The sequence below is a fragment of the Thalassospira sp. UBA848 genome (assembly GCF_002295455.1).
Taxonomy (GTDB): Bacteria; Pseudomonadota; Alphaproteobacteria; order Rhodospirillales; family Thalassospiraceae; genus Thalassospira.
On the sequence record NZ_DBGS01000139.1, the window covers coordinates 1 to 13150 of the forward strand.

Here is a 13150-nt window from a genome sequence, read left to right on the forward strand (position 1 = left end):
TAACAAACCCTATGGCGTTTTGACGCAGTTCACCGACCGTGAAAACGGTCGGGCGACCTTGGCTGACTATATCGATCTGCCCGGTGTCTATGCGGCAGGGCGTCTTGATCGCGACAGCGAGGGTTTGTTGCTTCTGACCGATAACGGGCCGCTCAATGCCCAGATCGCCCATCCGAAATTCAAGAAACCCAAAACCTATCTGGTACAGGTTGACGGCGAACCCACCGATGAGGCGCTTGAAGCCCTGCGGGCTGGGGTTGAGCTTAAAGACGGTATGACCCTGCCTGCCAAGGCCCGGCGCATTGATGAACCTGCCGGGCTTTGGGAACGCGATCCACCGGTGCGCTATCGCAAGGCCATACCGACAAGCTGGATCGAACTGACGATCACCGAGGGCAAAAATCGCCAGGTGCGTCGCATGACGGCTGCGGTTGGTTTCCCGACCTTGCGCCTGATCCGGCATGCCATCGGGGACTGGACGCTGGATGGTTTGGCACCTGGTGAATGGAAGGTGATCGAGGTTGATGCACCGCCCGCCACCCATCGCAGGCTATCCCCCGGATCGGCCAAGCCGCCGCGCCGCAATCAGTTGCCTGATATTACCAGTGCGCCCAATGCCGACAGCAAAGCCACTGACAAGCATGATGGTGCAAAACCCGGCAAAGTCCGACGCAAGGGGGGATATAAATCGGCGCGCCAACGCAATGCGCCGGGCGATCCTGCGAAAAATGTTTCGGGTACTGGTAAACGCACACCGGATCGCTCAAAACCGGCGCGCCACCGTTCGCGCCCGAAGAAAGGATAAGCCGCAATGCTCAGTTACCTGCACGGCTTTCACGCCGGGAATTTTGCCGACATGCACAAGCATGCTGCCCTCTGGCTGATCCTTGAACACTTGCGCAAAAAGAAAAAGCCGTTCTGCGTGATTGATACCCATGCCGGATCTGGCTGGTATGATCTTGGCAGTGAACAGGCCGCCAAAACCGGAGAGTGGAAAGACGGTTATGCGTGCGTCAGCGACGCCGCCAACGCGCCGGAAATGCTGCAGCAATTCTTAACCTACGTCGCGGGCTTTGATCCTGTGGCAAAGGGTCGCGATTATGGCGTGCGCGAAGGCGATGACTATCACGGACCCTTTTATCCCGGATCACCATTTATTGTGCGCGATATGTTGCGCGATGATGATGAATTGATCCTGATGGAACTGCATCCGCGCGAACATGAAACGCTGCATCATCGGGTCAAGCGTGACAGCCGCATTCATCTGCACAAACGCGATGGCTATGAAGGTGTGGTCGGCATGATGCCACCGGCCATTCGGCGTGGACTGGTTCTGATGGACCCAAGCTATGATGTGAAACAGGATTATCAAAAGGCCGCCAAAGCCGTGCGCGAAGCCTGGGAGAAATGGCCAACGGCGACCTTCATGTTGTGGTACCCGATCCTCGAAGACGGATTTGATGCCGAGCTTCGTGCTTCATTTGGCGCGATCAGGGCATCGGGCGGTGTGCTATGTGCTGAACTTGCCACCGATCAGGGTGGGGCAAAGGGACGCATGCGAGGGACGGGGCTTCTGGTTGTTAATCCGCCCTGGCAATTTGATCAGCAACTTGGCGAAATCGGTGACTGGCTTGCGAAAACTTGCAAGCTGCCCGGACCGGCAAACCATCAGATGCGCTGGCTGGTTCCCGCCGCATAGAAAAAGGCCCCGAAGGCGCGATGCCCACGGGGCCTTAGTGCGTTGGGACGCTTGGGGAGGAGGTATCAGATGCCAAAGAATGGCTGTAGTAATTTAGGCAACAGGCGATTGAACTTCATCGGGGCGTCGGTTGCGATCAGGCAGATGCATTCCTCTGCCGTATCGGCAATCGGTTGATGATCGACATCATCATCAAGGTCAGCAACATCGCCCGCCCGGAACCGGCCGATTTCATCGATGTAAGATCCCTTGATCAGCAGCGTCATTTCATGGCCATGATGCCCGTGATCGGGGATCGATACACCCGGTGCGATCTTCATCAGGCGCACGGTGCCCTTGCTTTCGATTGATTTCAGCTGGAAATGCTTCACACCGGGTGCCAGCGTCTTCCAAGGGATGTCTTCAAGCGACATCACGTCGTCTGGTAGCAAATCGGCAAGCGGACGGGGAAGCGCGCTCATGGCGCTGCCCATGATGCTTTCGCCGACCGCGACCCGGCGCAGTGAAGGCAGTTCCTGTGTCACGATGTTTTCGTTGGCCGTTTCACGTTCAAGCATCGCCATGACGTGATCAAGAGAATGATCTGCCATTGCCATGCTGTTCGTGGTTTCCAGTGCCGCACCGCCCATAGTTTCAAAGCCATCGACCTTGTCACGGCAGTGTGGGCACACGGTCATGTGGGTTGCGACCAGCAGTTCCATCGCTTGCGACAGGGTACCACTGGCATAGTCCATCAGTGTCTGATCGGTTGGATGATGCTTGATGTTCATGCGACACCTTCCAGTCCGCCACGCAGCTTGCCAAGCGCAAGCCGCAATCGCGACTTCACAGTCCCTAGCGGGATGTCCAGACGCTCTGCAATTTCGCTGTGTGAGCAATCTTCGAAAAACGACAATTCTACGACCACCTTCTGATCGGCTGGTAATTCCGCCATCGCGGCTTTGACAAGGACGGCCTCTTGGTCACGATTTACAACATCGTCTGCCAGCGGGTCTTCGTCGACAATCAAAGTCGGGTCGGAATCATCAACCTCGATATGTTTGCGTTGCCGGAACCGGTCAATACGAAGGTTCCTGGCGATGGTAAATATCCACGTACTGGCCGCTGCCTTTGAAGGGTCAAACAGGTGCGCCTTGCGCCAGACCTGCATCATTGCTTCCTGTGCCATTTCCTCGGCGGTTTCGGAATTGCCGCCAAACCGGAACATGTATGCCTTCACGCGCGGGGCAAAGTGCGCGAACAGTTGCGCAAATGCTTCCCGGTCGCGTGACGCTGCGACGGAAACAATCCAATCGGCACATCTTTTTGCCTCGACCGGATCTGCTGGTCCGGTGCGTCGTGATGTGGTGCCGCTCATTTTGGTTTCAGGTCCCCTTTGGGGCCGCGCCAGAATCGTGTTCATCATGCACTTCCTACGCCGGCCGCATTTGTTTGGATCACATAAAAATGTATGTTTTCGACCAGATACTTACAATCGTGCCGCACAAATAATTCACAGTGATCTGCATGGTTTCGCCATGCGTACTCATATGTAGATTAACACTTTAACTGCAAGCAGGCCGGGCCGATATGAACATTGTCACCTCGGGGAAACTCAATATCGCTGTTGTCGGGGCCGGTATATCCGGCCTGTCGGCGGCCTGGCTGCTCAGCCAATCGCACAATGTAACGCTTTACGAAAAAGATGACCGCCCGGGCGGTCATTCCAATACGGTCGATGCGGGTCAAACCCCCGTCGATACAGGTTTCATTGTTTATAACACGCGATGCTACCCAAACCTGTGTGCGCTATTTGATCACCTCAACGTCGAAACGACGGCAACAGACATGTCCTTTGCCGCCTCCATGGATGAGGGCGGGCTGGAATATGGTGGCGGTGATCTTTCTGCCCTGTTTGCGCAAAAACGCAATCTGTTCCGACCGCGCTTCTGGAAGATGGTGCGCGATATCCTGCGCTTTTACCGCGAAGCGCCCGCCGCCCTTGAAGACGGCACGGCCGAGCATATCAGCCTGGGTGACTACCTGCGCGACAAGCGGTATTCCAAATCCTTTATCAATGATCACCTGCTGCCGATGGGGGCTGCCATCTGGTCCACGCCTGTCGATACCATGATGGCTTATCCCTTGGCAGCATTCGTTCGGTTTTGTCAGAATCACGGGCTTTTGCAGATCAAGGACCGCCCGCAATGGCGCACTGTGGTTGGTGGATCGCGTGAGTATGTAAAGCGGATGACAGCTGGCATTTCCGGTGGTGTGGTTCTGGATCGTGCCATTTCCAAGGTCGGCAAAACGCCGTCTGGCAAGGCCTTTGTCGAGGACCGCTATGGCAAGCGCGAAGAGTTTGATCACGTCGTGCTGGCATGTCATGGTGATCAGGCGCTGGCCTTGCAGGAAACGCCTGATGCCCGTGTTTCGGAATTGCTCTCGGCCTTTAAATATGAACGCAACCTTGCGATCCTGCACAATGATACCAGCCTGATGCCAAAGAACCACAAGGTTTGGTCAAGCTGGAACTACCTTGCCGAAGATCATGACGGCGAACAAAAAGTCTGTGTCACCTATTGGATGAACCGTCTGCAGCATCTTGATCAGAACAACCCCCTGTTTGTGACCCTGAACCCGCCGCGCCACCCCGAAGAGGGCAGCGTGATCAGATCATTTTTATATGATCATCCGCTATTTGATGCCGGGGCGATGGCAGCACAAAAGGAACTCTGGTCGATACAGGGTGTCGATAACATCTGGTATTGCGGCAGCTACTTTGGTTATGGCTTCCATGAAGACGGCATTCAGTCTGGCCTTGCCGTGGCCGAGGCGCTTGGCAATGTTCGTCGTCCGTGGAATGTCGAAAATGAAAGTGGCCGCATCCATGTGGGCGATACTGCGCACCCGCGATCGAGCGAGGCCGCATGAACAGCCTTTCTCCGATAAAACCGGCATCTGCCCTGTTTGAAGGGGTGGTCACGCATCATCGACTGCGCCCAAAAGAGCACAAGCTGCGCTATCGGGTGTTTTCCTTCTTGCTTGATCTTGATGAAATCGATGGTCTTGCAGCACGGCTGAAACTTTTCAGCCGCAACCGCTTTAACCTGTTTTCATTCCATGATCGTGATCATGCCGATGGTGGTCCCGCCGATTTGCGCACCCGGTTGGAGGCAATACTCAGCGATCACGGATTGGCCGATTGCGGGCACAAAATCCTGTTGCTGTGTTATCCGCGTTTGCTTGGTTTTGTTTTCAATCCCCTGTCGGTCTATTTCTGCCATCGGGCGGACGGATCGGTTGGCGCTGTACTGTATGAGGTCTCAAATACCTTCGGGGATCGACATAGTTACCTGATTCCGGTGGCCGACGGCTCACTTGATGACAAGAACGTGCTGCGCCAGTCCTGTGCGAAAGGGTTTTATGTCTCACCCTTTATCGACATGGTTGCGGATTATCATTTCCGTATTCGGATGCCCGATCAAAACGTTGCGGTCGCCATCCGTGAAACCGATGACAAAGGTGCATTTCTGAATGCGGCTTTTGTCGGTGATCGAACCGAGCTTTCCGACCGTAAACTTTTAGGAGCGTTCATTCGTTACCCGCTCATGACGTTAAAGGTCGTCGCAGGCATCCATTGGGAAGCGCTCCATCTTTGGCGCAAGGGTATGACGTTCCACAAACGACCAGCACCGCCAAAGCAGGCGGTAACCTATGTGCTGGAAACCGGGACAGCAGCGGCCCAAGCAGGAAAGAGATAAAAACAATGCCAAACCGCAATCGTAATGCATCCGCCGATGCGCTTCCGCTGCGTGACCGCATCTTGCCGATGCTGGGCAGTGTAACGGGCAGCCGTAGCCTTTTGAAAGCCATGCTCAAGCGGGTTCTGGCGCATTTGCACTACGGACGTTTGACCATTGTCCTGCCCGACGACGACACCCTGCATTTCACAGGTGATCAGGAAACCGACCTGCGGGCTGCCATCCACATCCATGACTGGCAGGCGATCCGCAAACTCGCCACCGGTGGGGATGTTGCCTTTGCCGAGGCCTATATGGATGGCAGTTGGAGCAGCCCTGATCTGACCCATCTGATGCACTTTGCCATGCGCAATGAAACCATCGTGCGCGCCCGTCTGGCTGCCGGTTTTCTGGCCCGTACGGTTGCGCGGATCGGACATCTGCGCAATGCCAATACGCTCGAAGGATCAAAGCGCAACATTGCCTATCACTATGATCTTGGCAACGCGTTCTATCGTGCATGGCTTGACCCCAGCATGACGTACTCCTCGGGCTTGTATCAATCACCAGACATGTCACTTGATGCGGCCCAATCGGCCAAGTACGAACGCATTTGTGAATTGGCTGATCTCAGTCCGGGTGAAAAGGTCCTTGAGGTCGGATGCGGCTGGGGCGGTTTCGCCGAACTGGCTGCGGGCAAGTATCGCTGCAATGTCACCGGTTTGACCCTTTCAAATGAACAGCATGCCTATGCCCGCGAGCGTCTGTTGCTGCAGGGACTGCATGACCGGACTGATATTGTTCTGCGCGACTATCGTCACGAAGAAGGCCAGTACGACAAGATCGTCTCGATCGAGATGTTCGAGGCCGTCGGCGAAGAACATTGGCCGACCTATTTCGACATGATCCGCAAGTGTCTGAAGCCGGGCGGCAAGGCCGTTCTGCAGATCATCACGATTGATGATGACCGCTTTGAAACCTATCGTCGCGGGGCGGATTTCATTCAGCGCTACATCTTCCCGGGCGGGATGTTGCCATCCCCGACCGCATTGTCAGCAGCGGTCAGCAAGGCCGGGCTCGATCTGCGGCATTCGGAATTTTTCGGCAAATCCTACGCCCGGACTCTGGCCGAATGGCAGCGCAGTTTCCAGCATGCCTGGGATGGCATTGCAAAACAGGGCTTTGACATGCGCTTCAAGCGCATGTGGGAATACTACCTTGCCTATTGCGAAACCGGGTTTGATCAGGGCTCGATTGATGTTGGCCTCTTTGTGATCGAACATCGCGAAAATGCGTCCGTCTGAATACCCCACCCGAACGTCTGTTTTCTACGCGCTTCCGGCGATGGCGGCCGCCGTGCCAACCATCCCGGCCTATGTGTTGTTGCCAAGTTACTATGGCGATGACCTTGGCCTTGGTTTGGCGGTGACCGGCATTGTCCTGTTGCTGGTGCGTGTGATCGATATGCTGACCGACCCGGTGGTCGGCTGGTTGTCAGACAAAACGGGCAATCGCAAGCTGTGGACCGGACTTGGGGCGGTGATTGCCGGGATTGGGCTTTGGTATTTGTTCAGCCCGCCAGAACAGCCAAGTGCGCTTTATCTTCTTATCTGGGCCAGTGTGCTGTTTCTCGGCTGGACGATGTTTCAGGTGCCTTACCTTGCCTGGGGGGCGGATCTTTCAGGCGATTATAAAAAACGCACATCTCTGACGGCCCTGCGCGAAGGTGCGGGGCTGATCGGGATTGTGCTGGCGGGTGCCATTCCGGTTCTGATTAACGCGCCAGATCGGGCCGCCGAAATTCAAACCCTGGCCATCGTGACGCTGACGTTGGGGGCTGTCTTCGTCGCTCTTCTGATCTGGCAGGTGCCCGATCCGGTAGCGCAGCATAAACGCACAAAATCAAGCGCAGCGGGAATGGGATCAGGCAACCTTCTGGTCACTTTGCGCCTTGGCATCCGCAGCCTGCGCGACAATCGCCTGTTCATGCGCCTGCTGGCGGCATGGATGATCAATGGACTGGCGGCTGGCTTGCCGGCGGTCTGCTTTCCGCTCTTTGTCCGCTATTACCTTGAGCTGGGTCAGGATAGCGAGAATATCCTGATCCTGCTTTATTTCGCGGCTGCCATCATCGCCATTCCGCTTTGGGTGTTCATGGCAGGCCGGATTGGCAAGCATCGTGTGTGGTGTCTGGCCATGGTGATGGCGATCATTGCCTTTGTCTTTGTCCCGCTTCTGGATGCCGGTGATTTTGGCGCTTTTGCCGTCATATGCCTTGTCACCGGCGCGGCATTGGGGGCGGATCTTGCCCTGCCGCCTGCCATTCAGGCCGATGTGGATGATTGGGATCGATACCGGTTTGGGGTACGGCGCACCGCCCTTTTATTCGCCCTTTGGAACATGACCAACAAGCTTGCCATGGCCCTGGCGGCAGGGATTGCGCTTCCGATATTGGGGGCCTTTGGCCTGACCGAGGGCGGGGATGAAAAAACCGGCGCATTGGTTGTGCTGGTTTTGATCTATGCCGTAATCCCCATCGTACTGAAAGCAGGAGCAATCGGGATGATGTGGCGTTTTCCATTGGACAGCACGCATCAGGTTGCCATTCGTCGGCGCCTTTCACGCCGCACCGTTTGATCTTGGGATGTCAGGACAGGAGAAAATCGATGCTGCGAAATACCTTGGCGCTGTGTTTTTTGGTGCTTTTAGTCGGATGTGGGTCAATGAAACCGCAGGATTTTGCGCAAAAGGAACCCCGCTTCGATGTGTTTGATTACTTCGAAGGCAACAGCCGGGCTTGGGGAATTTTCGAAGACCGGTTCGGGACGCTGCGCCGTCAGTTCACCGTTGAAATAACGGGAACGGTCGAGGACGGTGTTTTGACACTTGAAGAAGATTTTATCTATGACGATGGCGAAACAGACCGTCGTGTGTGGGAGATCACCAAAACCGGTGAGCACTCCTATGAAGGGCGCGCTGATGACATTGTCGGGACCGCGATTGGCAGCCAGTATGGCAATGCGCTGAACTGGTCTTATGACATGGATCTCAAGGTCGGTGATGGCGCCTGGCGCGTCGGTTTCAATGACTGGATGTTCCTGCAGCCAGACGGTGTGTTGGTTAACCGGGCACGCGTGAAAAAATGGGGCTTTGAGATCGGAGAAGTGACGCTGTTCTTTACGAAGGAGCAACCCGTCGTGCAAGCCGCTGAATGAACCAGCGCAGCACGGGGATCTTGGCATAAAAGTTTTGACCGGAATCCCAATGGTCAAAATGCGATGTCAGGCGCGAACCGTCCTGGTTAAAGGTGACTTCCGACATGCCGGTGAATTCCCAATCACCAATAACCTTTACCCGCGCACTGAATTGCCAACGCAAAAAACCGCGATCACCGTCAATCGCGCGATGGGTGACCACAAATCGCGGATGATCCGCATCAGTAAATGCCTTTGCCAGATAGGCACAGACATTCTTTGGTCCCTGCACCGTGGTGAACGGATCGCAAAACACGAAATCCTCTGTCACCAGACCGTTTAGCTGATCGACCGTTTCGAGCGACAGGGTCGCGTAATAGTCTGCATATGCCGCCAGCAACCGGCGTTTGTTGTCGGAGATGTCGTTCATGCTCGGATCAGTTTGCGCATCAGTTTGAAGAAAAGCGGATAGGGCAAAATTCGGGTCAGCTTCAATTGCCGCACGAAGGGCGGTGGGAAGGCAATCTCGAATTTGTCACTGCCGCTTAGTCCGCGATAGATGAAATCCGCTGCTTGTTCCGGTTCAAGCAAATAGGGCATCTCAAAATCGTTTTTGTCGGTCAGGCGCGTTTTAACAAAACCCGGATTGATCACACGCAGCAACACACCACTACCGCTAAGTTCAGTATGGAGTGATTCACACAAGTTGATCAAAGCGGCCTTTGTCGGGCCATAGGCCGATGCATTGGGCAGGCCACGATAGCCCGCGACCGATGCCATTACGGCAATCTCGCCGGATTTGCGTGCCCGCATCTTGGCCAAAAGCGGCTCAAGGCAATTGACGATACCGACATAGTTGGTCTCGACATGGCTTCGGATGGTTTCGGCCGAAAATGCGCTTAACTTCATTGGTGAATAGATACCAGCGGCCAAAATCACCAGATCGGGCAGGCCAAACTTGTCTTCAACTGTGCCAAAGGCGGCATTAACCGCATTTGGATCGGTGATATCGAGTGCCACCGGGGTTAAACCGGGCATTTCGGTCGCAAGTTCGTTCAGTTTGTCGGCATTTCGTGCCGAAATGATGATTTTCTGGTCTGGGGATGTCGGGTTTTCATGGAATTTGCGGGCCACTGCCGCGCCGATACCCGACGATGCTCCGATAATCCAGATGGTCTGGAAGTTCTTGCTCATTCCTCATCCTTTTGCGCGGTTTGTGTCGCGCAACTCATACAGCGATAGGTGATTTTCGATCCATCACGCGCATCGAACGCCAGACCGACCCAACGGCCATCAGCATCATACCATGCGGTGGTTTCAAGTTCGCCGTCATAGGTGAACCTTGTCGCACGCAATGTTCCGTCCGTTGTGCGCAGCATTTCAGTTTCGTTTGCGCGGATATCAACTGCGTTCGCTTTGCCGGTGATGGTGTTAAGGACCGCATTGCTGTCCAGGACTCCGCAATGCCAGTGATCGGTTGGGAAAATGTCCCTTGGCAAAGCCCGCTCACCATCTGGCCCCTTGACGACAAGTGTCCCCTGATCATCAGCCTTGGCGACAACTTCTGTTTGGTCACCATCGTCATCAACCCGCACAGACAGCACAGCCAGTTGGTTATTCTGCCACAGGCTTTCTGAGCGATAAGCAAAGCTATAGGCGTTAAAGCCCAAAAAGCTGATATCGATGTTACTTTGCGCAACCACCTGCAGTCCATCGCGGCCCTGATTGAACTGGACAACGTGGCTTCCGACCGGGGCGTCGTTGCGGCGGATCTGAAAACGAAGCTCGTTGCCATACCGTTGGATCGGATCAAATTTGCGGCAGGTATCAGTACCTTCGAAGGCCTGAGACAATCTTGCTTGCTCTATAGGCGCTTTATCGCCTTGCGTAGCGGTTTGCGCGTTGGCTGCAAACGCCGTCAAAGAAACAACAATGCCGCCTACAAGGGTGCATCCGCCAAGCAGGGATTTTACCGGAGTTGCGCTATATGTCTTCATGATCATGACCAAGTCCGGGTTGCAAAAGATATGCGTGCTTCTTGTTACGGATTGCACTGATCTGCGGATCAAACATCATGATCATTGCCCGCTATCGTTCGATGGGGTAAGCAGGGGCTCAACGGGCCCGCCCCGAAATGAAAGGCCACGCCATGCTCCATCCGATTGCAGAAGACCTGATTGCGCATGTCCTGCACCGCGATTCCAACATCATTGTGCTGAACAAGCCGCCGGGACTGGCATCGCATGGGGGGCCAAAGACCTATTTTCACGTTGATGCCTATCTGCCCGATCTGAAGTTTGGCATTCAGCCCGAACCGACGTTGGCCCATCGGCTCGACCGTGACACTGCCGGCTGCCTGTTGCTGTGCCGTCACCCGAAATCATCGAAAAAGATCACCCGCCTGTTCACCGAAAAGAAAATCGGCAAGACCTATTGGGCGGTGGTGCATGGCGCGATGGAAGAGGATCACGGTTTCATTGATGCGCCGATTGGCAAGGTCAATGATGAAAGCGGCTGGACCATGCTGGTCCACGAGGATGGGCAGCCATCAAAAACCGAATACACCGTGCTGGGCCGTGGCAAGGACGCAGATGGTAATGATATCACCTGGCTTGAGCTTGTCCCCCATACCGGGCGGACACACCAGCTGCGTGTGCATCTTGATCATGTCGGACATCCGGTGATTGGCGATCCGTTCTATGGCCGTGGTGATGAGCCGCCGATCTTTGGCGCGCCACCGACCCTGATGCTGCTATCGCGTCAGATTGTCGTGCCGTTCCATGCTGACCGTGATCCGGTGATTGTAGATGCGCCGCCCCCCGAACTGATGCGTCCGGGCCTCGAAGCCTGCGGCTATGACGGCGACTACGCCGCGCATGCAAGCTCAATTGATGCTCAATACACCGGCGATGATAGCGACGCTGAAGGCGGAGAGTAAGGTTTCCAGCGTGATAATCGATGCCATCGCCTCGGCATCGCCATTGAGTTGGCGCGCCAGGATATAGGCATTCCCCGCACACGGCATGCCGGCATACAGAACCCCCATCGCCAGAACCATGCCCTCGACACCCGCAAGGTAAAGGCAGACACCGGTAATAACCGGCAGCACCGCAAGCTTGATGGTGGTCGAAAGCGCAATCGCACCAAGCGCCTTTTTGTCCATGATAAAGCGAAGCCCGGCCCCGACCGAAAGCAGGCTCAGCGGCAGGGCAGCGGTCTTGAACAGGGCAGCCGTATTTTCTATGGGCAATGGAACGTGAATATTGCTCACATTCAGGACCGCACCGGCTCCGGCGGCAATAATGATCGGGTTTTTGACAATCCCGCCCATGATGCGCTTAAGGTTGCTTTTCCCGCTGCTAAACGCGCTTAGGACAACCACACCAAGCATGTTGGTGGCAATCACCATTACCGCAACAAAGATGATGGCAAGGGCAAGCCCCGCTGCCCCGTAAAGCGCATCGGCAACGGCGAGTAAGACATAGCTGTTGTAGCGAACCGATCCCTGAAAGATCGATGTGAAAAGCGGCGTGTCACGCGTAATCAGCGGTCGCAGCAAAAGCAGTGCAGCAGATAGACCAAGCGTTGCGGCCAAGGTAACGCCAACCGCAGTCCCGGCATCGCCACTGGAAAAATCCGCACGGTAAATCTCGACGATCAGAAGAGATGGCAACAACAGATAATAGGTCAGGCGGTCGATCCCGGCCCAGATATCTGCCGCCTTGATCAGATATCGTTTCAGCGCCGCGCCGACCAGAATGGCGGCAAAGATCGGAAAGATCGCGGCGATGACATCATAAGCGAGCTGCATGGTGGGTGGGGCGCTCCGGTGGCGAGAATCTCTGGTCGGGCTGTTTGGCGACTAGACCTGTCGGTTGCTGTAATCGGCAAAGACCTGTTCCGGGGAGTGATCGCGATATTGTTCGCAGATTTCCTCGAACTTCGGATTGCTGATCAAAAGATCCGCCGTGCTTTGATTGCACGCGATCGGCACTTCATACATGTTGGCCAGCCGGATCAGGGCACGGACATCAACATCGTGCGGCTGGGGCGTCATCGGGTCGGTGAAAAAGAACATGGCCTGCAATTCGCCGTGCGCAATCATCGAACCCAATTGCTGATCGCCACCAAACGGGCCGCTTTTAAGCGGCTGGACATCGAGTTCGGTGAACCGTTCCTGCAAAACCCGCCCGGTTGTGCCGGTGGCAAAGATGCGCATATTGGCAAACACATCCTTGTGTTTTTCAAGCCAGTCAGCCATTTCGCGTTTGCGACGGTCGTGGGCAACAACGCCAACAGACAGCACCATTTTCATTCTCCGGGCCAGTAAACAGGTTTTGTCATACTAATCCCCAAAGACCCCCAGCGTCACCTGCCAAAAGTCTGACAATTCCACAAACTTCATAAAATGTAGGCACTTAGGCGTTTCTGGTGGCCAAAACAAAACGGCCGCCCCAAGTGAATGGGACGGCCGTTTGCAGATCAGAGAACTGATCAATTACATGTGGATTGCACGTTTGTCCGCGTCCAGCGCT

The 13150-nt window shown here is 55.2% G+C and carries 15 protein-coding genes; 8 read left to right on the top strand and 7 right to left on the bottom strand.

Features of this window, described 5'->3' with window-relative positions; genetic code table 11:
• A partial coding sequence (locus tag B2R48_RS19380) for an rRNA large subunit pseudouridine synthase E (protein ID WP_349676161.1) occupies positions 1-805 on the top strand: 805 nt, incomplete at its 5' end.
• 6 nt (positions 806-811) lie between these two features.
• Positions 812-1699: a 23S rRNA (adenine(2030)-N(6))-methyltransferase RlmJ gene (locus B2R48_RS19385; protein ID WP_297003586.1), complete on the top strand. Its 888-nt coding sequence runs from the start codon at positions 812-814 to the stop codon at positions 1697-1699.
• 65 nt (positions 1700-1764) lie between these two features.
• On the opposite strand, the gene B2R48_RS19390 is transcribed toward B2R48_RS19385, so the two are convergent.
• The gene (locus tag B2R48_RS19390) at positions 1765-2469 is read right to left on the bottom strand and encodes a ChrR family anti-sigma-E factor (protein WP_297003588.1); all 705 of its coding nucleotides are present in this window, start codon (positions 2467-2469) and stop codon (positions 1765-1767) included.
• Positions 2466-3056: a sigma-70 family RNA polymerase sigma factor gene (locus B2R48_RS19395; protein ID WP_062953902.1), complete on the bottom strand. Its 591-nt coding sequence runs from the start codon at positions 3054-3056 to the stop codon at positions 2466-2468. Before B2R48_RS19395 ends, B2R48_RS19390 begins: the two co-directional genes overlap by 4 nt.
• Before the next feature lie 212 nt (positions 3057-3268).
• On the opposite strand from B2R48_RS19395, the gene B2R48_RS19400 reads away from it, so the two are divergent.
• From B2R48_RS19400 to B2R48_RS19420, 5 genes are all read left to right on the top strand, one after another.
• Entirely contained in the window at positions 3269-4612 is a 1344-nt protein-coding gene (locus tag B2R48_RS19400) for an NAD(P)/FAD-dependent oxidoreductase (RefSeq protein ID WP_297003591.1), read from the top strand.
• Positions 4609-5442 (top strand): DUF1365 domain-containing protein, encoded by an 834-nt coding sequence (locus tag B2R48_RS19405; RefSeq protein WP_297003593.1) that lies wholly within the window; start codon positions 4609-4611, stop codon positions 5440-5442. Before B2R48_RS19400 ends, B2R48_RS19405 begins: the two co-directional genes overlap by 4 nt.
• Positions 5443-5447: 5 nt before the next feature.
• On the top strand, positions 5448-6725 hold the full coding sequence (locus B2R48_RS19410) for an SAM-dependent methyltransferase (RefSeq protein ID WP_297003594.1): 1278 nt from the start codon (positions 5448-5450) through the stop codon (positions 6723-6725).
• On the top strand, positions 6712-8058 hold the full coding sequence (locus tag B2R48_RS19415; protein ID WP_297003595.1) for an MFS transporter: 1347 nt from the start codon (positions 6712-6714) through the stop codon (positions 8056-8058). Before B2R48_RS19410 ends, B2R48_RS19415 begins: the two co-directional genes overlap by 14 nt.
• 86 nt (positions 8059-8144) lie before the next feature.
• Positions 8145-8636 (top strand): DUF3833 domain-containing protein, encoded by a 492-nt coding sequence (locus B2R48_RS19420; protein WP_062953886.1) that lies wholly within the window; start codon positions 8145-8147, stop codon positions 8634-8636.
• Here B2R48_RS19420 and B2R48_RS19425 read toward each other — a convergent pair.
• The 3 genes from B2R48_RS19425 to B2R48_RS19435 are packed head-to-tail and all read right to left on the bottom strand — an operon-like array spanning position 8599 to position 10618.
• Positions 8599-9045: a nuclear transport factor 2 family protein gene (locus B2R48_RS19425; RefSeq protein ID WP_297003598.1), complete on the bottom strand. Its 447-nt coding sequence runs from the start codon at positions 9043-9045 to the stop codon at positions 8599-8601. The genes B2R48_RS19420 and B2R48_RS19425 overlap by 38 nt on opposite strands.
• Positions 9042-9809 (bottom strand): SDR family NAD(P)-dependent oxidoreductase, encoded by a 768-nt coding sequence (locus B2R48_RS19430; protein ID WP_213474247.1) that lies wholly within the window; start codon positions 9807-9809, stop codon positions 9042-9044. The genes B2R48_RS19425 and B2R48_RS19430 overlap by 4 nt, the downstream gene beginning before the upstream one ends.
• A complete protein-coding gene (locus tag B2R48_RS19435; RefSeq protein WP_297003601.1) occupies positions 9806-10618 on the bottom strand; it encodes a DUF6134 family protein in 813 nt (270 codons plus the stop codon). Before B2R48_RS19435 ends, B2R48_RS19430 begins: the two co-directional genes overlap by 4 nt.
• Before the next feature lie 146 nt (positions 10619-10764).
• On the opposite strand from B2R48_RS19435, the gene B2R48_RS19440 reads away from it, so the two are divergent.
• Positions 10765-11553, top strand: coding sequence for an RluA family pseudouridine synthase (locus B2R48_RS19440; RefSeq protein ID WP_297003602.1), 789 nt, complete (start codon positions 10765-10767; stop codon positions 11551-11553).
• Here B2R48_RS19440 and B2R48_RS19445 read toward each other — a convergent pair.
• Positions 11500-12426, bottom strand: coding sequence for an AEC family transporter (locus B2R48_RS19445; protein ID WP_297003604.1), 927 nt, complete (start codon positions 12424-12426; stop codon positions 11500-11502). The genes B2R48_RS19440 and B2R48_RS19445 overlap by 54 nt on opposite strands.
• A 51-nt stretch (positions 12427-12477) precedes the next feature.
• Positions 12478-12924 carry a methylglyoxal synthase gene (locus B2R48_RS19450; RefSeq protein ID WP_213474244.1) on the bottom strand — a complete coding sequence of 149 codons (447 nt, stop codon included), beginning with the start codon at positions 12922-12924 and terminating at the stop codon, positions 12478-12480.
• Positions 12925-13150 lie beyond the last annotated feature (226 nt).

What these genes read in the sequence shown, in the direction of transcription:
- B2R48_RS19385 (WP_297003586.1), top strand. Translation starts at nt 812, where the DNA reads ATGCTCAGTTACCTGCACGGCTTTCACGCCGGGAATTTTGCCGACATG.
- B2R48_RS19390 (WP_297003588.1), bottom strand. Translation starts at nt 2,469, where the DNA reads ATGAACATCAAGCATCATCCAACCGATCAGACACTGATGGACTATGCC.
- B2R48_RS19395 (WP_062953902.1), bottom strand. Translation starts at nt 3,056, where the DNA reads ATGAGCGGCACCACATCACGACGCACCGGACCAGCAGATCCGGTCGAG.
- B2R48_RS19400 (WP_297003591.1), top strand. Translation starts at nt 3,269, where the DNA reads ATGAACATTGTCACCTCGGGGAAACTCAATATCGCTGTTGTCGGGGCC.
- B2R48_RS19405 (WP_297003593.1), top strand. Translation starts at nt 4,609, where the DNA reads ATGAACAGCCTTTCTCCGATAAAACCGGCATCTGCCCTGTTTGAAGGG.
- B2R48_RS19410 (WP_297003594.1), top strand. Translation starts at nt 5,448, where the DNA reads ATGCCAAACCGCAATCGTAATGCATCCGCCGATGCGCTTCCGCTGCGT.
- B2R48_RS19415 (WP_297003595.1), top strand. Translation starts at nt 6,712, where the DNA reads ATGCGTCCGTCTGAATACCCCACCCGAACGTCTGTTTTCTACGCGCTT.
- B2R48_RS19420 (WP_062953886.1), top strand. Translation starts at nt 8,145, where the DNA reads ATGAAACCGCAGGATTTTGCGCAAAAGGAACCCCGCTTCGATGTGTTT.
- B2R48_RS19425 (WP_297003598.1), bottom strand. Translation starts at nt 9,045, where the DNA reads ATGAACGACATCTCCGACAACAAACGCCGGTTGCTGGCGGCATATGCA.
- B2R48_RS19430 (WP_213474247.1), bottom strand. Translation starts at nt 9,809, where the DNA reads ATGAGCAAGAACTTCCAGACCATCTGGATTATCGGAGCATCGTCGGGT.
- B2R48_RS19435 (WP_297003601.1), bottom strand. Translation starts at nt 10,618, where the DNA reads ATGATCATGAAGACATATAGCGCAACTCCGGTAAAATCCCTGCTTGGC.
- B2R48_RS19440 (WP_297003602.1), top strand. Translation starts at nt 10,765, where the DNA reads ATGCTCCATCCGATTGCAGAAGACCTGATTGCGCATGTCCTGCACCGC.
- B2R48_RS19445 (WP_297003604.1), bottom strand. Translation starts at nt 12,426, where the DNA reads ATGCAGCTCGCTTATGATGTCATCGCCGCGATCTTTCCGATCTTTGCC.
- B2R48_RS19450 (WP_213474244.1), bottom strand. Translation starts at nt 12,924, where the DNA reads ATGGTGCTGTCTGTTGGCGTTGTTGCCCACGACCGTCGCAAACGCGAA.